We start from the raw sequence: 18,607 nt of genomic DNA on the forward strand, positions 1-18,607 counted from the left end.
CTGACCATGCCTATCCCGCTCTACCAGATCGACGCCTTCGCCAGCCGCGTCTTTGCCGGCAATCCAGCCGCCGTATGCCCGCTCGACGGCTGGCCGGAAGACGGGCTGCTGCAGGCCATCGCCCAGGAAAACAACCTGTCGGAAACGGCCTTTTTCGTGCCGGAAGGCGAGGCTTTCCGCATCCGCTGGTTCACGCCAGTGACGGAAGTGGACCTGTGCGGCCACGCGACCCTGGCCGCCGCCTTCGTGATCTTCGGCATGCAGCCGGGCAGGTCCGACGAGGTCGTATTCGAATCCCGCAGTGGTACGCTGCGCGTGCGCCGGGACGGCGAGTGGCTGGTGATGGATTTTCCGGCGGAAGTCGTGCAGCCCTGCGCGGCGCCCGCCGCGCTGCTCGACGGGTTGGGCGTGGCGCCGCTCATGGTGCTGGCCGGCACGGATTACCTGGTGCTGCTCTCCGATGAGGCGGCCGTGCGCGCCCTGCGGCCGGACATGCGCCATCTGGAGCGGCTGGACCGGCGCGGGGTGATCGTCACGGCGCCGGGGCGCGAGGCGGATTTCGTGTCGCGCTTCTTCGCGCCGCGCTGCGGCATCGACGAAGACCCGGTGACGGGCTCGGCCCACTGCGCACTGACCCCGTTCTGGACCGGGCGCCTGGGCCGGCAGTGCCTGCGTGCACAGCAGGTGTCGCGGCGGGGCGGGGAGCTGTGGTGCGAGCTGAAGGGCGATCGGGTCGCCATCGCCGGCCAGGCCGTCCAGTACCTGGCTGGACAGATCACGCTCTGAGGCGGCATCCGCCGCACGTTGTACAGTTCGTTTACAACATGGCGGAGCCATCGCGCAGACGCTGCCATGTCAAGCCGGATGCCGTGCCTCCCCGGCCGCCGCCGGTGCAGGGTGCGACTTTGGCAGCACTTATCCCTTTTGTGCACAGGGTTATCCCCGGAAATTGTGGATAGTTCCCGCTAGCGGCCCGGGCCCGGCAGCTTGAGCAGGCCAAGGCCGCTGCCGGCCACCAGCGCGTCCTCGGCCGCGCCGACCAGCGGATCGCGCACGTGCAGTTTCTGCCCGGCCCGCCGGCGCAGGCGCAGGCTGCCGTAGGCGGCGGCCACCGCAGCCACGGAGCCGAGCAGGGCGCCGGCGCCGCGCCTACGGCCGTCTGCGGCAAAGAGAGTGGCGCCGACCAGGGCGCCTGAGCCGGCCCGTCCGAGCAGGAACGGCAGGATGGTGCGGTCCGGCGTTACCGGCAGCTTGTCGCCCATCATTTCGCCGGCCGCCAGCCATTTGAGCAGAGCGGAGGTCCTGGGCGAGCTCATGCGTCTGATCAATTTGTCCTCATTTGGCGGTGCTGGTTGGCGGGCCAGGTGATCGCTCAGGAGCGCGGGCGCCGCCATGCTGCGCATGCCGGCAAGGGCGCCGAGGCCCAGGGTCTGCAGGAAGGTGCGCGTGCGCGGGGAAATCATAAGGTCCTCCTGTTCGTGATGGCGGGAATACGGACTCGCTGACCCGTGCTGCGCCGGCCGGCTTCATGACGGCGGGCGCCGGAGGAGCAGGCTTATCCCTAATGAGCTTGTCCGCGGGCGGGGAGTTCCGGCGTCGCGGCACGCCTGCGCGGGCGTGCAACCAAGGTCGGAAACGCGTGTTCCGCAGTGAAACTCGCAGCCGGTGAACTGTCTACCAGACCAGATGACCCATGCCGGGGAGGATGGCGGATGCTGACGCTGATCGCTGCGCTGCTGCTGGTCTCGGTGCATCTTTTCGCCGGCAAGCTGCGCTTTCTGGAGGGCATTCCGCGCAGCCGCTGGCTGTCGGCGGCCGGCGGCGTGTCGGTGGCTTACGTATTCATGCACCTGCTGCCGGAATTGGATCGGGGACAGGAGGTGTTCCGGCGGCTGGGCGTGCTCCGCTTCATGGAAAGCCATGCTTATCTCATCGCCCTCGTCGGCCTGATCACCTTCTACGGCCTCGAGCGGCTGGCCAAATCCTCGCGCCACGCCCAGCGCAGCGCCGGCGCGGCGGACGCCACCAGCCCGCAGGTGTTCTGGCTGCACATGGCCTCCTTCGCCTTGTACAACGGCTTGGTCGGCTATCTGCTGGTGCATCGCGAGCAACCGGGCGTCATCAGCCTGGTGCTCTTTACCGTGGCCATGGCCCTGCACTTCGTGGTCACCGACTTCGGCCTGCGCGAGGACCACAAGGCGGCCTATACCCGGGTAGGGCGCTGGATCCTGGCCGCCGCCATCGTGGCGGGCTGGGCGCTGGGGCGCGCCACGGTGATTTCCGATCTGGCCTTGGTGGTGCTGGTGGCCTTCCTGGCCGGCGGCGTGATCCTCAACGTGCTCAAGGAGGAACTGCCCGAGGAACGGCGCAGCCGCTTTTCCGCCTTTCTCCTGGGCGCCGGCGCTTACGCCGTGCTGCTGCTGGCCATCTGATGCGCCACTGTCATTTTTTTGCAAAAAAGTTCTGCTAGGCTGCAGCGCACTGACAATTTCAGCGAAACGACACGGAGAATTGAGATGCGCCAAGCTGCAGTCCAAGATGCCTTCAACCCGGCTTTGCAGCGGCCCGAGATCAGCATCGCCACGGCGGCGGACCTGATCGGCGCCGGTCTGGGCGTGGTGGTCGACGTACGTCAGCCTTGGGAGCTGGAGTGCTCGCCCGTCATTGGGCAGGCCGAGCGGCTGCCGCTGTATGCGCTCAAAGCCTTTGCCAAGCGGCCGCTGACGGCCGAGGAAGCCGAGGAATGCGCCGACGGGCTGGAGCGCGTGCCCGGCGTGCTGGCCGAGCTGCGCCGGCTGAGCGAGCAGGGCGTGTTCCTGCTCTGCGTGTGCCGCTCCGGCAGCCGCAGTCTGGCGGCCATTGAGCTGCTGCATGAACTCGGCTGTCACACGGCCGTGAGCATGGCGGGCGGCATGCATGCCTGGGCGGCGGCGGGTCATCCGGTGCTGCAGCCGCTGCTCGCCGCCTCCTGAGCGGCACAGCGGCCGCATCCTACTGATGGGCGGATTCCTGGGCCTCGATCGCCTTCTCCAGGCGCGCCTGGTCGCAGCGATCTCCGCGCAGGGTGAGCAGCCGCAGGGGGGCGGCCAGCAGGGCGAGCAGAGCGCGCCCCAACTGCTGGGCGGCACGGCGCGGCGGGGTGCGGGTCGCCCGCAAAGCCACGTAAAAGGCCAGCCCGAAGCTCACCATGAGATTGGCGAAGCCGATCAGCAGCACGCCGGCCAAGGCCAGCGCCAGGGTGTGGTTGACTGCGTGGAAGTTCAGGCTCTGCCAGGCATAGGCGGTATTGGCGGCGGAAAAGGCGATGTGCCGGATGTCCAGCGGCAGCCCGGTCAGCTTGCCGAGCGCGCCGAAGAGGCCGAGATAGAGCCCGAAGAAGGCGTTGCCCATGATGCCGCCGAGATGGTCGCCGGCATACTCGCTCATCCGGCGCCAACGGCCCGGTCCGAACACCCGCGCCGCCCAGCGCAGTCGGGCCAGGCGTTCGCTCACCTGCTCATAGACCGCCTTGTTGTCGTAGTAGCCCGACACCACGCCCGATAGAAAGAGGCCGACGCCCGCCACCCCGGCGTAGAACAGCGCCAGGGACGTGAAGGGCTGCACGTCCTGCAGGAGCTGCAGCGCCTTGGCGGGTTCCACCAGCCGCCAGCCCAGCGCCTCCCGGGCGGCGTAGGCCAGGGCGAAGGCCGTGCCGAAGGCGAGAAAGAGGTTGCCCAGGATGGACATCATCTGCGACTTGAAGACCCGGCCGACGAAGCAGACCAGCATGCGCCGCTCCTGCTGGCTGTTGCGGATCTGCTGCAGGGCATTGACCATGAAGGTGGCGGTCATGGCTGGCTGCTTGGTGGCGACCGTGAAATGCAGCATGTAGATGATGACGAAACCCAGCGCGTAATCGAGACTGACCAGCGCCAGTTCCGACAGGGGCGCATAGTGCATGTCCTGGAGGCGGATCTTGAGGAGCGCCATCAGGGCGATGATGGGACCGGCGCCGGCCGCCGCCAGGAACATGGTCCAGTGCTCGCGCGGACTCTCCGCCACGTAGTGCTGGCCGGTGTGGGCCACGTGCTGGGTGATCTGGTAGGCGAGCCGCCCGGTGGTGGCGGCCATGAGCGCCTTGGGGCTGTAGCGCTGGGCCGCGCCGGCGAGGATGCCGGCCAGGAGCTTCGCCAGGATCGGCAGTTGCTGCCCGATGCCGGGCGCTTCCAGCAGGGTGAGCAGGTCCTCCAGGCGCTGGATTTGCTGCTCGAGACGGATGGCGGCGTAGGTCAGCTCCACGCTGGTGCCGGCCGTGTGGGCGCGACGGCGGATCTTGTCGAGCACTTCCGCGCATTGAGCGAGCAGGACGCGGGCGTGGCTGGCGTCGGCGTCCGGAGCCGTGCGCCCGCGCAGCCAGGCGTTGATTTCCTCGTACTGGGCGAGAAAGGGCGAGTCGTACTCGTCGAGGCTGGGATCCAGGCGCAGCAGTTCCGGATTCAGCCCGCCGGCGGCGATCTGGTGGGACAGGGCGACTACCACGGTTTCCATCCGCTGCACGAGTTCGGCCTTGTCCTCGCCGCTGATCCGCTCGAAGTGCAGGGCCGCCAGCAGCCGTTCCCAGAGACCGGGATCGATGCCTTCGATCCAGGCATGGTCCTTGGGCAGGAAGACCCGGTCGGTCCAGTCGCGCAGCGAGTTGGGATTGGGCGGCAGCGGCAGGAGGCGGAAGCGCAGTCGGCGGGAGAGCTCCTTGCCGAAGCCCCGCTCGGACAGGATGCCCGAGTCCAGCAGCAGGCGGAAGAAATTCTTGGCCAGCAGCAGGGCGATCACATGGCGGCGCAGGGCCTCGGCGTAATCCGGGCGCCGCTGCAGCAGCGCGGTCAAGGCTTCGAGCAGCACCGCGGCCGCGCCCACGTCCCGCGGATCGCGCGGTCGCAGGGCGCATAGGAGCCGGCGCACCAGACGCCCGTCTTCCGTGAAGGGCTCCCGGTTCATCTGCGCCAATATCTGCTCGATGGTGACCAGGGCGTTTTCCATGTGATCCCTGTGACAGGCTCGGAAGCGGTACTCTAGCGGGCCGGACCTGCGGGCGCGCCCGGCGCGAGTCTGATTGCCAAAAAACAGGCGCCCGCAGGCGCCTGTGTCTCGGTTGCTGCGGCGAGGCCTCAGGAGCTCTTGCGCACCCGCATGAACCAGTCCACCACCAGGTGCACCTGCTTGGGCGTGTAGCCACGCTCCTGCATGCGCTCCACGAAGGCATCGTGCTTCTTCTGCTCGTCCTGGCTGCCCTTGCTGGTGAAGCTGATCACCGGCAGGATCTCCTCGGTATTGGCGAACATGCGCTTTTCCAGCACGGTCTTGATCTTCTCGTAGGAGTCCCAGCGCGGGTTGCGGCCGCCGTTGTTGGCCCGGTAGCGCAGGCTGAAGTTGACGATCTCGTTGCGGAAGTCCTTCGGGTTGGCGATGCCCGCCGGCTTCTCGATCTTCTCCAGCTCGGCGTTCAGGGCCGCGCGGTCGTAGATCTGGCCGGTGTCCGGATCGCGGAACTCGTTGTCCTGCATCCAGTAGTCGGCGTAGAGCACGTAGCGGTCGAAGAGGTTCTGACCGTAATCGGAGTAGCTCTCCAGGTAGGCGGTCTGGATCTCGTGGGCGATGAACTCCACGTAGCGCTGCTGCAGCTCCTTGAGGATTTCCAGGTAGCGGCTCTGGGTCTCCTCGGTGAACTGCTCGCGGATGATCTCCTGCTCCAGGATCAGCATCAGGTGGATGGGGTTGGCCGCCACCTCGGTCGGATCGTAATTGAAGACCTTGGACAGCACCTTGAAGGCGAAGCGGGTGCTGATGCCGCTCATGCCCTCGTTCACCCCCGCCTGCTCGCGGTACTCGGCCACCGACTTGGCGCGCGGATCGGTCTCCTTGATGTTCTCGCCGTTGTAGACGCGCATCTTGCTGTAGAGCGAGCTGTTTTCCGGCTTGACCAGGCGCGTCATCACCGAAAACTCGGCCAGCATGCGCAGCGTGCCCGGCGCGCAGGGGGAGGCGGCCAGCGAGGAATTGTGCAGCATCTTCTCGTAGATCTTGATCTCTTCGTCCACCCGCAGGCAGTAGGGCACCTTGATGGTGTAGACGCGGTCCAGGAACGCCTCGTTGGCCTTGTTGTTGCGGAACTGCAGCCACTCGCTTTCGTTGGAGTGGGCCAGGAGGATGCCCTGGAACGGAATGCCGCTCATGGACTCGGTGCCGTTGTAGTTGCCCTCCTGGGTGGCGGTCAAGAGCGGGTGCAGGACCTTCAAGGGCGCCTTGAACATCTCCACGAACTCCATGATGCCGCGATTGCCCTTGCACAGGGCGCCGGAGAAGCTGTAGGCGTCCGGGTCGTCCTGGGAGAAGTCGGCCAGCTTGCGGATGTCCACCTTGCCGACCAGGGCGGAGATGTCCTGGTTGTTGTCGTCGCCGGGCTCGGTCTTGGCGATGGCGGTTTGATGCTGGATGGAGGGATAGAGCCGCACCACCCGCAGCTTGCTGATGTCGCCCTTGTTCTCGCGGATGCGCTTGATCAGCCAGGGCGACACGATGCCGGTGAGATAGCGGCGCGGAATGCCGTATTCCTGCTCCAGGTATTCGCCGTCGTGCTCCGGGTCGAAGAGGCCGAGCGGGTCGTCGAAGACCGGCGAGCCCTTGATGGCGTAGAAAGGCACCATCTCCATCAGGCGCTTGAGCTTTTCCGCCAGGGACGACTTGCCGCCGCCGACCGGGCCGAGCAGGTACAGGATCTGCTTGCGCTCCTCCAGGCCTTGGGCGGCATGCTTGAAGAAGCTCACGATCTGCTCCACCGCCGCTTCCATGCCGTAGAACTCGCGGAAGGCCGGATAGACCTTGATCACCTTGTTGGAAAAGATGCGGCTCAGGCGCGGATCGTGCTTGGTGTCCAGCAGTTCCGGTTCGCCGATGGCCTGCAGCAGCCGCTCGGCCGGCGTCATGTAGGCGGACGGATCCTCCTTGCAGAGGTCCAGAAACTCTTCGATGGTGTAGCTTTCCTCGGGTTCGGAATACTTGCGTTTTACGCTGCTCAGTAGGGTTTGCATGCTGACTATCTCCATGACGCGTCCCGCCCGCGGCGGGCAAATAAGGAGCCGGTTCTGCGCTTTGAACAATGACGCTATGGCACTGACTTCGCTGATCTTTTGCTACCTCTCGCTGCCTGCTCGCAGCCAGGCGGCCTGCACTGGCTGCCTCCTTTCACCATTCCGGGGCTTCCGCCGGATCCATGCTCATCCATAGGGTGGGTTCGCCGTCCTCGACCGTTTCCAGGATCACCGGAAAGCCCCACAGGTTGGCCAGGTATTCCAGGGTGTCGCGCGCCTGCGCCTCGTCCAGCGGACGGCGCTGGTAGGGGGTGTGCCGCAGGGTCAGCACCCGGTCGCTGTCCAGGTTGGCGGACTGGATCTGGATGTCCGGCACGAAGTTGTGGCGGGTATAGAGCTGGCTCAGCTTCTCGCGCACGCCGCGGTAGCCGCGCTCGTCGTGGATGGCGCCGATCTCGATCTCGTCCTCCCGCTCGTCGTCCACCACCACGAAGAGCCGCAGGTCGCGCATGACCTTGGGGCTCAGGAACTGGGCGATGAAGCTGTCGTCCCGGTAATCGCGCATGGCGCCGTGCACGGCTTCCACCCAGTTGCGGCCGACGAGATCCGGGAACCAGCGGGCGTCCTCCTCGGTGGGCTCCTCGCAGATGCGGCGGATGTCCGAGTAGATCGAGAAACCCAGCTTGTAGGGGTTCAGGCCGCTGTAGCGCGGGTCGTCGTAGCCGGGCTGGAAGATCACGTTGGCGTGATGCTTGAGGAACTCCAGCATGAACTTGTCGCTCACCAGGCCGCGGTCGTAGAGGGCGTTGACCAGGGTGTAATGCCAGAAGGTGGCGTAGCCCTCGTTGCTGACCTTGGTCTGGCTCTGCGGATAGAAATACTGCTGCAGCTTGCGCACGATGCGGATGATTTCCCGCTCCCAGGGCTGCAGCTTCACGCCCTTCTTTTCGAAGAAGTAGAGGATGTTCTCCTCGGGCGCCTCCTGGCTGCGCTTGGCGGCCGGCGTGTCGGCGATGGGCACGGTGCGCCACACCTCGTCGTAGCCCTCGCGCTGGAACTCCAGGCGCTCCAGGGCGCGCCGCTCCTCCTCCTCGGCGGACAGGGGCTTGGGCTTCTTGTAGCGGTCCACGCCGTAGGCGGATAGGGCGTGGCAGGCATCGAGCAGATACTCCACCCGCCGTTCGCCGTACTTTTCCTCGCAACGGCGGATGTAGTTGCGGGCGAAGAGCAGGTAGTCGACGATGCCTTCGGCATCGGTCCACATCTGGAACAGGTAGTTGTTCTTGAAAAAGGCGTTGTGGCCGAAGGCGGCGTGGGCGATGACCAGGGTCTGCAGCACCATGGTGTTCTCCTCCATCAGGTAGGAGATGCACGGGTTGCTGTTGATGACCATCTCGTAGGCCAGGCCCATCTCGCCGCGGCGGTAGGACTGCAGCGTGCGGATGAATTCCTTGCCGTAGCTCCAGTGGCCGTAGTGGATCGGCATGCCGACCGAGGTGTAGGCATCGATCATCTGCTCGGCGCTGATGACCTCCAACTGGTTGGGGTAGGTGTCCAGGCCGTATTCCGCGGCGATCTCGCCGAGGATGGACAGGGCCAGCTCCAGCTGCTCGAAGCTCCAGTCGCCGCTTTCAAAGGGATACTTCATGCGGCCTCCGGACTGAAGAGCTCGCGGAAGACCGGATAGATGTCCTCCGGTCCTTCCACTTGCTTCATCTGCAGATGCTTGAACTCCTCCGCCACCCGCGCGTAGGGGGTCCACAGATCGCTCAGGGCCTTGCCGCCGATCTCCACATAGGCGTAGTACTGCACCCGCGGCAACAGATCGCGCAGCAGGCGGATGCTGGTCTCGTTGTCCTGGATGAAGTTGTCGCCGTCGGTGGCCTGGCAGACGTAGACGTTCCAGTCCGCGTTGTAGCGCTCCTCCAGGATGCGGCGGGTGAGGCTGAGCGCGCTGGAGACGATGGTGCCGCCGCTGCTCGTGCTGTAGAAGAATTCGTTCTCGTCCACTTCCTGGGCGATGGCGTGGTGGCGGATGAAGACCACGTCGATCCGGTCGTAGCGCCGCTGCAGGAAGAGGTAGAGCAGGGCGAAGAAGCGCTTGGCCATGTCCTTCTCGTGCTGGCCCATGGAGCCGGAGACGTCCATGATGTTGAAGACCACGGCCTTGGTGGTCGGCACCGGCATCTTCACGCGGTTGTGGTAGCGCAGGTCCACCGGGTCCAGGAAGGGCACCCGCGCGATCCGCGTCCGCAGCGCGTGGATCTCCTCGGCCACGGCCGCTTGCGCGCCGTCCTCCAGCGGCTCGTCGGTCCGGCCCTCGGCGGTCAGCTCCGCCAATCGCCGGCGCTCCTTGCTGGTCAGGGCGATGTGCCGCCCCATGGATTGGCGCAGCGTGCGCACCACGTCCATCTGCGAGGGAATGCCGCTGGTGGACCAGCCGGCGCGCTTGGGCTTCCACTCCTCGATGCTGGCGAGCTTCTTCTTCACCATGGCCGGCAGGGCCAGTCCGGCGAAGAGAAAATGCAGGAATTCGTCGCGGTTCAGCTCGAAGACGAAATCGTCCTCGCCGCCGGTCTCGTCGGAGGCGCCGCCGCCCCGGCCGCCGCCCCCGTCGGGCCGCGGGATGCGGTCGCCGGTCGTGTACTCGCGGTTGCCGGGCAGCACGCCTTCGTGCAAGCCGCCCTTGGCATGGCGGAAAGTGGGCTCGTCCAGCAGCTTCCGGGGAATGCGAACCTTGCCGCCGTTGCCCATGTCCGTGATGGACTTCTGGTCCACCAGATCCACCACGGCCTTTTCGATGGCCTCCTTGTAGCGGCGGATGAAGCGGCGGCGGTTGTCCACGCTTTTGCCGGGACCATTTTGCCTGCGATCAATAATCATGTTGGTCATAAGCTACCTTCTTGGGCCCGCTTATTGTTGGATTATAGGATACGGGGGCGGTGGACAATGGGTACGAAATGCGGACCTGGGGCCCGCCCAAACGCCAGCGGGGATGCAGCAGGACCGCTGCGATTCCTCAAGGCTGGCGTGGAGAAAAGTGAGAAAGAACGAGCCAGAACAGACTGCTGCCAGGCACGCCATCGGCCCCGACGGGCGTTGGAGATGGCGTGACGGTGGCCGGCTGGCGAGCGGGAGCGCGCCGGGATGGGAGCGTGCCGCCGGTTTCCGCGCCTGACTTAAGACTACAGCGTAGTCCCGAAGAGTGGCGTTGGAATCCACCGTAAGGCTCAAGCTGTCTGAAGAGCAATTAGGCCTGATTCCGCTGATAGGCAAGGTCGCCGCGAGAGTCGCTGCAACCCGGCATCCAGCGTGGAGGGACGGCCCGGTCCGCTGGCGGCGGATAACTGCGGAGGCGTTTCAAACCAACGAGTTATAGTCAGCTTCTAAACCGATATAAAGATTAGCACGGACGCAGGGCGGGTCCGTCCGCCCTTGGTCGGATGCGCGCCGCCCGCGCCCAGGCGCAAGCGGCTGAGGGCGGGGCGCTAAACGGGAACGAGTTCCACCCGATCCCGCGGGATCACGAAAGTCCTCAGGGTACTCACGGTGGCCTGCGGCTCGCGGATGGTGCTGACGGCCTTCATGACGCAGGTGGCCGCTTCGGGACGCACTTCCATGAGGCAGTAGCCATGCGTGGAGGAGTTGAAGTAGCGCATGTGCGGATTGCTGGCCATGAGCACGCTCTCGACGCTCATGCCGGCGGGGGTGGGGATGGGCAGCGGCAGCGGTGCGCTGGGCAGCGGCACCTGGGAGGCGGCCAGCTCCAGCAGGTTGGCGGAGGTGACGGAGCCCACCACCAGCTCCACGCCGACCGGCGCGGACAGATCGTCGAAGTCGGTCTTGAGATAACCGGCGATGAAGCTGTGGATGTCGCCGGTGATGGCGACCAGGTTCTTCACCCCGCTCAGGGCCAGCGAGGAGAGCAGGTTGGCGCGCTCGGCCGGGTAGCCGTCCCACTGGTCCAGATTCACGAAGCCGGCCAGCACCCGCATCTGCATCAGGGTGACTTCGTTGGCCCACAGCTTCCAGGTGGCGGTGCTCTGGCGCATGGTGTCCAGGAACCAGTCGCGCTGGCTGGCGCCGAGCATGGTGCGGGCCGGGCTCTCGGCGGCGGCGCAGCGCAGGCTCAGGTAGCGTTGCAGGGTGTCGTTGCCGCACACCGGCCCATCCCGGTACAGGCGCTCGTCGGTGGCCACCAGTTCCATGAGCTGGCCGAAGCGGAAGCTGCGGTAGGTGCGAATGGACTCCAGCGGCGGGCGCTGGGGGTCGAAGGACACATCCGCCAGACCGTACTCGGACCAGGCCTGATTGGCTGCCTGGCGCAGCGCCGGCGTGGGCGTCTCGGGGCTCGGATTGTTGTCGGGATGGTAGTCCTGGTGGCAGTCGTTGGCGAACTCGTGGTCGTCCCAGAGCTGGATGAAGGTGAACTGCTCGTGCAGCGCCTGCGCGTTGGGGTCGGCCTTGTAGACCCGGTACAGATGCCGGTAATCCGCCAGGTCGGCCGCGGCGGTCTGGCCGCTGGGCAGCGGCGGGACCGGGCGCACCTGGGCGCCCTGGAAGCTCGGATCGCTCACCGTTTCGTAGATGTAGTCGCCCAGGAAGACGATGAAATCGACGGATTCCCGGGCCAGGTGCGCCAGAGCCGTGTAGTAGCCGTTGGAGTAGTCCTGGCAGGAGGCGAAGGCGAAGCTGACCCGCTCCACGGCGGCATCGGGCGCCGGCAGGGTCTTGAAGCGGCCGGTGCGGCTGGCGGCCTTTTGATAGATGAAGCGGTAGTAGTAATGCTGGAAGGGTGCCAGCGCGTCGTGCTCGATGGGCAGCTTGACCGTGTAGTCGCGGGCGGGGTCCAATTGCGCCAAGCCGCGCACGCGCACGCTGTTGCGCGCGAAACCCGGATCGGTGGCGATCTCGAAGGCCACCGTGCCGGGCTTCTGCGGATTGGCCATGGCCTGCGGGTCCACCCGCGTCCACAGCACGATGCCGTGGGGTCGCGGATCGCCGGAGGCGACACTGAGGCTGAAGATGGGATTCGGGTCGATGGCCGGGTCGATCTGGAAGTCCTCTGCCAGGAGATCCGCATTCAGCAGGCCGGCCGCCTGGCCCGTGCTCTGAAAGCTCACGGGGTTGCCGTAGCTGCTTTGCGTCACGCCATCGGAATAGCACCCCACCAGCCAGGCGGTGGAGCCGGTCGCCAGCATCGCCTTGAGGAATCTTCGCCTGTCCATCTCGCGCCCCCTGTCCTGAACGGTTGAAAGTGGAGCGCTTCTAGATAGCACAGGCATGTTGCACTTTGATGACAGCGGCGGGCGGGAAGCGGGGCTTACGCCTCGTCGCGCAGGGCGTGCAGATAGCGCTGCAGCCGCTGCAGGTCCGCCAGTTCCCCGGAGAGCAGCAAATCCAGCGCCTTGCGCCCGCCCAGCAGGGGATGGTCGGCGGGCTTCAGCACCCGTGGGTAGAAGGTGTCGCGATAGCGCCCATAGAGCACGCGCAGTGCTTCGTGGATGTCGGCGAGGATCTCCAGCCGTACCCGGGTCGCCTCGGGAATGTGGGTGACCCGGCCCTGCTTCCAGGCGTTGTAGGTGGCCTCCGCGTCCACGCCGAGCAGCCGCATGCCCTGGCTGCGGCTCAGATTCCAGCGTGCCGCCAGCTGGAAGAAGGTTCTCAGGGCGGCTTGGCTGCTGGCCTGCGCTTCGTCGTCCATGTTCCCTCGCGGCGGATCGAGCGGTTCCTGTGCTCTGGCGGCTGTCCTTCCGGATTGTCGCAGGTCCCGCCGCGTACCCCGTCCGACCAAGGTCTTAATCCGAATGTAACCCAGGCTTGCTAATATGAGCCGCAAACAGCGCGTGGCGACGAACACATGCGTGCCTGTTTTTGGAGTCCCCACCTCTCAAGTCAGGAGTTTTGTCATGGCCGAACCGAAGAGCACTCCGCCCGCCAAGGCGCCCAGATCCCGCAAGAAGACGGCGGCCTCCCCCGTGGAGCAGGCGGCTCCGCTGCCGAGCAATGCACCCAATGGCGAGGCGCAGCGGCCTGTCGTCGATCTGGATGCCGTGGTCTCCTCGGAGGAACGCGAGCGCATGATTGCCGAGGCGGCCTATTTCCGGGCCGAGCAGCGCGGCTTCGCGGGTGATCTGGCGGTGGAGGACTGGCTGGCGGCGGAGTCCCAGGTGGACGAGCTGTTGCGCAGCAGCGGCAAGTCGCCGCTGCACTGAGGCTTGTCAGGTAACGGCGGCTGCACATCGGGAGACCGAATCATGGCGAAAGAGGACAAGGAAAAGTCGCTGGCCAAGCGCGGTGCGATGCCGGCGATGATGGATGACATGGAACGGATGATGGAACAGATGTGGGAGCGCATGCCCTGGCGCGGCTGGATGCGCCCGTGGATGCCCGGCATGCGGGAAACGGCGTCCGGCGGCTTTCGCATGCCCAACGTCGATGTGCTCGACCGGGACAAGGAAATCGTGGTGCGTGCCGAAGTGCCGGGCGTGGAGAAGGATGACCTGGACGTTTCCATCCACGACAGCTCGCTGACCATCCGCGGCCACAGCCGGCGCGAGGACGAAGAGGAAAAAGGTACCTATTACCGCCACGAGGTGAGCTACGGCGAATTCCTGCGCACCGTGCAACTGCCCGCCGAGGTGGATGTCGAGCAGGTCAAGGCGAAGTTCAGGAACGGCATCCTTGAAGTGACCCTGCCCAAAGTGGAAGGGGCCAAGGGCCGTGCCATCGAAATCGAAGAATCATAGCGACGCCGGCTGCGGCCGGTTTTCCAGGCTCCTTGGGGGCGGGTGCGGATGATGCTTGATCCGTGCCCGTTTATTTTTTCGGCAGGGTAGCGCGTTCCGCTGGCTCCGCTTTTCCGCCACGGCGTCCCGCCCGCCGGCAACTTTGCCGTTTCTCCCCGCCGCAAGCGTTTTCTGCCGCCGTCCCGGCTGTCTACTCTGCCGAAAGTCGGGCTTTGGGTAACTAAATCCCGCCGTTCCAGTCAAAAAAGCAAAATGACGCAGCCCAGCCACGGACGGCCGTTTGCGGAGGCGGAGATGCAGCTTGAAGGCAAGGCAAAGCGAATCGGGATCGGCGTCGCCGTCCTGGCCGCGCTCATCGCGCTCGGGGTGGCGCTGTTCGACTGGAACATGCTGCGCGGCTTCGTGTCCCACCAGGTCAGCGAGCGCACCGGTCGGCCCTTTGCCATCCGTGGCGATCTGGACGTCAAGCTGTCCATGACGCCCACCATCCGCATGCACGACATCGTCATGGGCAATGCCTCCTGGGGCAGCCGGCCCGACATGGCGGACATCGATCTGCTGGAGTTCCGCATCGACCTTTGGCAATTGCTGAAGGGCCATGTGCTCATCCCGGAGCTGAGCCTGACCCGGCCGGACATCCTGCTGGAAAAAGGCCCCAGCGGCCAGCGCAACTGGGATCTCGGCAAGCCCGGCGCCAAGGGCGGCGAGCCGCCGCGCATCGGTCAGCTGAACATCCGCGACGGCGTGCTCGCCTATCGCGACCCTGCCCTCGACGCCAGCATCCGCCTGAACATCTCCACCGTGCCGCCGCCGGCGGCCGGCGGCGAGGCGGCCATCATCGTCAGCGGGGACGGGCGCTTCAAGGACGAGCCCTTTTCCCTGACCGGGCGGGGCGGCTCCCTGCTGTCCCTGCGCCGGCCCAACGATCCCTATCCGCTGGAGGTCAAGGCACGCATCGGCGGCAGCCGGGCGGAGGCGCGCGGCACCCTCACCGACCCCATCCGCTTGCGTGGCATCAACCTCAATCTGGCCCTGCGCGGCGAGGATCTGGCGAAGCTGTATCCGATCATCGGCACGCCCATCCCCAGCACGCCGCCGTATACCCTGGTGGGCCATCTGGACCGCCAGGGGCAGGTGTGGCGCTTCAATGATTTCCGCGGCACGGTGGGCGACAGCGACCTGTCCGGCGACTTCTCGGTGGACAATGGCGGCGACAAACCCTTCATGCGCGGCAATCTGGTATCCGAGAACCTGGATTACGACGATCTGGCCGGCTTCATCGGCGGCCATCCCAAGACCGGTCCGGGCGAAACGGCCTCGCCCGAGCAGAAGCAGGAGGCGGCCCGCGATGCGCGCCGCGGACGCATCTTTCCCGACAAGCCCTTCAATCTGACCCGGCTGCGCGCGGCGGACGCGGACGTGAAGTTCCGCGGCAAGCATATCAAGACCGCCAAGCTGCCCCTGGACGACATCAGTGCGAACCTGATCCTGAAAGACGGCAGGCTCACCCTCAAGCCGCTGAACTTCGGCGTGGCCGGCGGCAACGTGGTGTCCACCATTTCTCTCGACGCCCGCAAGCCGGTCATCGCCACCAATGTCGATGCGACCGTACGCGGCATCCACCTGCGTCGGCTCTTTCCCACGTTCAATCTCAGCAAGACCAGCGTGGGACAGTTCGGCGGACGGGCGAAATTCGTCACCACCGGCAACTCCTTCGCCGATATGGCGGCGGCGGCCGACGGCAACATCGGTCTGGCCATGAACGGGGGGGCGACCAGCGAGCTGTTGCTGGCTTTGGCCCAGATCCATGGCGACCAGGCCTTGATGTACCTGCTCGGGGGCGACGAGAAGGCGCGCATCCGCTGCGCGGTGGCGGATTTCAAGGTGAAAGACGGCGTCATGCGCACCGACACCTTCCTGATCGACACCACCGCCACCAACGTGGTCGGGCAGGGCACTGTGGATTTGCGCAGGGAGCACCTGAATCTGACGCTGCGCACCCAGCCGAAGCAGGTGAGCTTCGTCAGCGCCCGCGCGCCCCTATACATCAAGGGGCCTTTCCGCAAGCCGGATGTCGGCGTGGACAAGACCGCCATCGCCGCCCGCGGCGCGGCGGCCATCGCTCTCGGCGCGCTCTTGAGTCCCATCGCGGCGCTGGTGCCGCTGGTCGACACTCCCGAAGGCAAGAACCACGATTGCGCGGCGCTGCTCGACCACGTGCGGCAACCGGCCGGGAAAGAGTAGCGTAGCCTCGATCGCGGGCAAGCCCGTTCCCACAGGCCAGTGCAAAGGTGTAGGATGAACTGCCGGTATTGCAGCACCCACCCGATGCACCACAGGCCAGTGCAAAGGTCGGGCTCGGGTTGTAGGAGCGAGCTTGCTCGCGATCGATGCGGTCTTGCCGCGTTCTTCCCGCCCGCATACGAGCGTTCGCGGCTGGAGACGCGTCCTGGTCGCCGGGATGCGAACACCTTCGCTCTGGACCTGGACAATCCCGCTGCTTTAAACTAAATGAGAATACACTGATAAAGGCAAACCCATCGAAAGGTGGGGACGCAAAGCTTCCGGTCTACGGGACGCAGTCCTAGGATAGCGGGGTCGCCAGATGTCACGCTTGGTCTCATCTGTCCTCCCCGTCTTTCCTCCCGGCCCTTTGCGGCCACCCCCATGAGTTTTGCCCGGATCTTGCGCCGTCGGCGGCATATCGTGTCATTGCCGCGTGGCAGCGGACGGCCGGACGCCTGCGCGCCACGCTGTTCTCACGTCTTCGGCTGCGCATGGTTATCAGAATTTAAAAATATATTTAAAAGACGATGTTTGGAGGAAGCATGAACGAGCTGACACCGGGCTTGGCCAATTCGTCCGCCCTGTGGCTGGCCCCCCTGGCCGTTGCCGTGCCAGGCAGCGCGATGTTGCTGGCCGCCGCCGGCTTTGGGCTGCAGCAGCTGCTCATGGGCGCGGCCCTGCTGATCCTGGGCGTTGGCGCGGCCTGGTGGGCGCTGGCCCGGCATCGGGCCGCGTTGCGCACTGCCATGTCGCGGACGCGTGCCGCCCTGGAGCAAGCCCAGGCGACGACGGCTGTCGAGTGCCAAGTGGCGGGCCTGGAGGAGGGCTGCAATGCGGCTCTGCCCATCTGGTGCCGCCAGATCGACACCGCCCGGGTGCAGACGGAGGACGCCATCATGGCGCTGATGGGGCGCTTCGCCGGCATCATCGACAAGCTGGAGGCGTCGGTGGCGGCCTCGCAGCAGGCGGCGGGCGGCATCGGCGGACAGGGAGGCGCCAGCGCCGCCTTCAGCGAGAGCGAGATCGAGCTCGCCGCCATCGTCGATGCCCTGAAGCTGGCGGTGGAAGTGAAGAACAGCATGCTGGCCGAGACCCACAAGCTGGCCGGCCTGGTGGGCGAGCTCCAAGGCATGGCGGTGGAGGTGGGCGAGATCGCCGGGCAGACCAATCTCCTGGCGCTCAATGCCGCCATCGAGGCGGCGCGCGCCGGCGAGTACGGGCGCGGCTTCGCCGTGGTTTCGGACGAGGTGCGCAAGCTGTCCACCCTGTCCGCCGAAACCGGCAAGCGCATCAGCGAGAAGGTGGCGGTCATCGGCGCGGCCATGCATGCCGCCGTGCAGGCCGCCGACGATCATTCCGCCCGGCACGAGCAGGCGGTGCTGGACTCCGAGGCCGCCATTCAGCGCATCCTCGCCCGGTTCCAGGAAGTCACCGCCGGCCTGTCGGCGTCGGCCGACCTCATGCAGCGGGAGAGCGCGGGCATCCGCGACGAGATTTCCGACGTGCTGGTCTCGCTGCAGTTTCAGGATCGCATCAGCCAGATCCTGACCCACGTGCGCAACAGCATGGACGATTTGCACGAACGCCTGCAGGAAGCGGCCCGGGCGCGCGCCGGCGGCCGCGCCCCGGTGCCGATCGACGTGGGCGCCTGGCTGCGGGAGATGGAGGCGGGCTACGCCATGATCGAGCAGCGCATGAACCATCGCGGCCAGCAGGCCCAGGCCGCGTCCGACTCGGACATCACCTTTTTCTAGAACGACACAGGGAGGAATACATGGCCAAAACCGTCATGATCGTGGACGACTCCGCGTCCATTCGCCAAGTGGTCGGCATCGCCCTCAAGGGTGCCGGCTACGATGTGATCGAGGCCGCCGACGGCAAGGATGCGCTCGGCAAGCTCAACGGCCAGAAGGTGCATCTCATCATCAGCGACGTGAACATGCCCAACATGGACGGCATCAGCTTCGTCAAGGAAGTCAAGCAGTTGCCGAGCTACAAGTTCACGCCCGTGATCATGCTGACCACCGAGTCCCAGGAGAGCAAGAAGCAGGAGGGCCAGGCGGCCGGAGCCAAGGCCTGGGTGGTCAAGCCTTTCCAGCCTGCGCAGATGCTGGCCGCCGTCTCCAAGCTGATCATGCCCTGAATCGGGCCGGGGGTGTGCGGTGGCGGTGAGCATCGACAAGGAAAACGACATCTGCCGGCTGGGCATCGACGGCGAGATGAGCATCTACACGGCGGCGGCGCTGAAGGACGCGCTGCTGCAGCCGCTCGCGGACTGCGCCGAGTTGGAGGTCAGTCTGGCCGGGGTGAGCGAGCTGGACGGCGCTGGCCTGCAACTCTTGCTGCTGCTCAAGCGGGAGGCCGCCCGGCGGGACAAGGCCCTGCGGCTGGTGGCCCACAGTCCAGCCACCCTGGAGGTGCTGGAGCTCTGCAACCTGGCCGCCTATTTCGGCGATCCCCTCGTCATCCCGGCACAACAAGCATAAGACGGAAATCGCGCATTTCCGG

16 protein-coding genes and 1 riboswitch are annotated in these 18,607 nt (G+C 66.0%); of the genes, 9 read left to right on the forward strand and 7 right to left on the reverse strand.

From position 1 onward, the window contains the following. Window positions 1-6: 6 nt before the first annotated feature. Window positions 7-786, forward strand: a complete 780-nt coding sequence (locus G579_RS0102080) for a PhzF family phenazine biosynthesis protein (RefSeq protein WP_028988865.1) — start codon at window positions 7-9, stop codon at window positions 784-786. Between the two features lie 179 nt (window positions 787-965). Here the strand turns inward: G579_RS0102080 and G579_RS0102085 are convergent, their stop codons facing one another. After that, window positions 966-1,463, reverse strand: coding sequence for a hypothetical protein (locus tag G579_RS0102085; protein WP_051180720.1), 498 nt, complete (start codon window positions 1,461-1,463; stop codon window positions 966-968). 249 nt (window positions 1,464-1,712) lie between these two features. Here G579_RS0102085 and G579_RS0102090 point away from each other — a divergent pair, with 249 nt between their 5' ends. After that, the gene (locus tag G579_RS0102090) at window positions 1,713-2,432 is read left to right on the forward strand and encodes a hypothetical protein (protein ID WP_028988867.1); all 720 of its coding nucleotides are present in this window, start codon (window positions 1,713-1,715) and stop codon (window positions 2,430-2,432) included. Window positions 2,433-2,516: 84 nt separating this feature from the next. Further along, complete coding sequence (locus G579_RS15305; RefSeq protein WP_051180721.1) at window positions 2,517-2,972, forward strand: rhodanese-like domain-containing protein; 456 nt, start codon at window positions 2,517-2,519, stop codon at window positions 2,970-2,972. Between the two features lie 19 nt (window positions 2,973-2,991). Here the strand turns inward: G579_RS15305 and G579_RS15310 are convergent, their stop codons facing one another. The 6 genes from G579_RS15310 to G579_RS0102125 form a co-directional block, all read right to left on the reverse strand. Then, entirely contained in the window at window positions 2,992-5,016 is a 2,025-nt protein-coding gene (locus tag G579_RS15310) for a hypothetical protein (RefSeq protein WP_051180722.1), read from the reverse strand. A gap of 128 nt (window positions 5,017-5,144) precedes the next feature. Then, window positions 5,145-7,064, reverse strand: a complete 1,920-nt coding sequence (locus G579_RS0102105) for a PrkA family serine protein kinase (protein ID WP_038017631.1) — start codon at window positions 7,062-7,064, stop codon at window positions 5,145-5,147. A gap of 154 nt (window positions 7,065-7,218) precedes the next feature. Further along, entirely contained in the window at window positions 7,219-8,712 is a 1,494-nt protein-coding gene (locus G579_RS0102110; RefSeq protein WP_028988869.1) for a SpoVR family protein, read from the reverse strand. After that, window positions 8,709-9,956 (reverse strand): YeaH/YhbH family protein, encoded by a 1,248-nt coding sequence (locus tag G579_RS0102115; RefSeq protein ID WP_028988870.1) that lies wholly within the window; start codon window positions 9,954-9,956, stop codon window positions 8,709-8,711. Before G579_RS0102115 ends, G579_RS0102110 begins: the two co-directional genes overlap by 4 nt. A gap of 596 nt (window positions 9,957-10,552) precedes the next feature. Next, the gene (locus tag G579_RS15315) at window positions 10,553-12,292 is read right to left on the reverse strand and encodes an alkaline phosphatase D family protein (RefSeq protein ID WP_162142956.1); all 1,740 of its coding nucleotides are present in this window, start codon (window positions 12,290-12,292) and stop codon (window positions 10,553-10,555) included. 95 nt (window positions 12,293-12,387) lie between these two features. After that, window positions 12,388-12,768, reverse strand: a complete 381-nt coding sequence (locus G579_RS0102125; protein WP_028988871.1) for a hypothetical protein — start codon at window positions 12,766-12,768, stop codon at window positions 12,388-12,390. A gap of 205 nt (window positions 12,769-12,973) precedes the next feature. Between G579_RS0102125 and G579_RS15320 the strand changes: the two genes are divergently transcribed. The 6 genes from G579_RS15320 (at window position 12,974) to G579_RS0102155 (ending at window position 18,585) form a co-directional block, all read left to right on the forward strand. Then, the gene (locus G579_RS15320) at window positions 12,974-13,279 is read left to right on the forward strand and encodes a DUF2934 domain-containing protein (protein ID WP_038017634.1); all 306 of its coding nucleotides are present in this window, start codon (window positions 12,974-12,976) and stop codon (window positions 13,277-13,279) included. A 42-nt stretch (window positions 13,280-13,321) separates the two neighbouring features. Then, window positions 13,322-13,813: an Hsp20/alpha crystallin family protein gene (locus G579_RS0102135; protein WP_028988872.1), complete on the forward strand. Its 492-nt coding sequence runs from the start codon at window positions 13,322-13,324 to the stop codon at window positions 13,811-13,813. Between the two features lie 294 nt (window positions 13,814-14,107). Beyond that, the gene (locus G579_RS15325) at window positions 14,108-16,057 is read left to right on the forward strand and encodes an AsmA family protein (protein WP_051180725.1); all 1,950 of its coding nucleotides are present in this window, start codon (window positions 14,108-14,110) and stop codon (window positions 16,055-16,057) included. A gap of 276 nt (window positions 16,058-16,333) precedes the next feature. Next, window positions 16,334-16,419, forward strand: a riboswitch (cyclic di-GMP riboswitch). Window positions 16,420-17,178: 759 nt separating this feature from the next. Continuing rightward, on the forward strand, window positions 17,179-17,853 hold the full coding sequence (locus G579_RS19680; RefSeq protein ID WP_230973773.1) for a methyl-accepting chemotaxis protein: 675 nt from the start codon (window positions 17,179-17,181) through the stop codon (window positions 17,851-17,853). A gap of 20 nt (window positions 17,854-17,873) precedes the next feature. After that, entirely contained in the window at window positions 17,874-18,242 is a 369-nt protein-coding gene (locus tag G579_RS0102150; RefSeq protein WP_028988874.1) for a response regulator, read from the forward strand. A gap of 19 nt (window positions 18,243-18,261) precedes the next feature. Then, on the forward strand, window positions 18,262-18,585 hold the full coding sequence (locus G579_RS0102155; protein WP_081662528.1) for an STAS domain-containing protein: 324 nt from the start codon (window positions 18,262-18,264) through the stop codon (window positions 18,583-18,585). Window positions 18,586-18,607 lie beyond the last annotated feature (22 nt).

It is taken from the genome of Thermithiobacillus tepidarius DSM 3134, assembly GCF_000423825.1.
In the GTDB taxonomy this organism is placed as follows: domain Bacteria; phylum Pseudomonadota; class Gammaproteobacteria; order Acidithiobacillales; family Thermithiobacillaceae; genus Thermithiobacillus; species Thermithiobacillus tepidarius.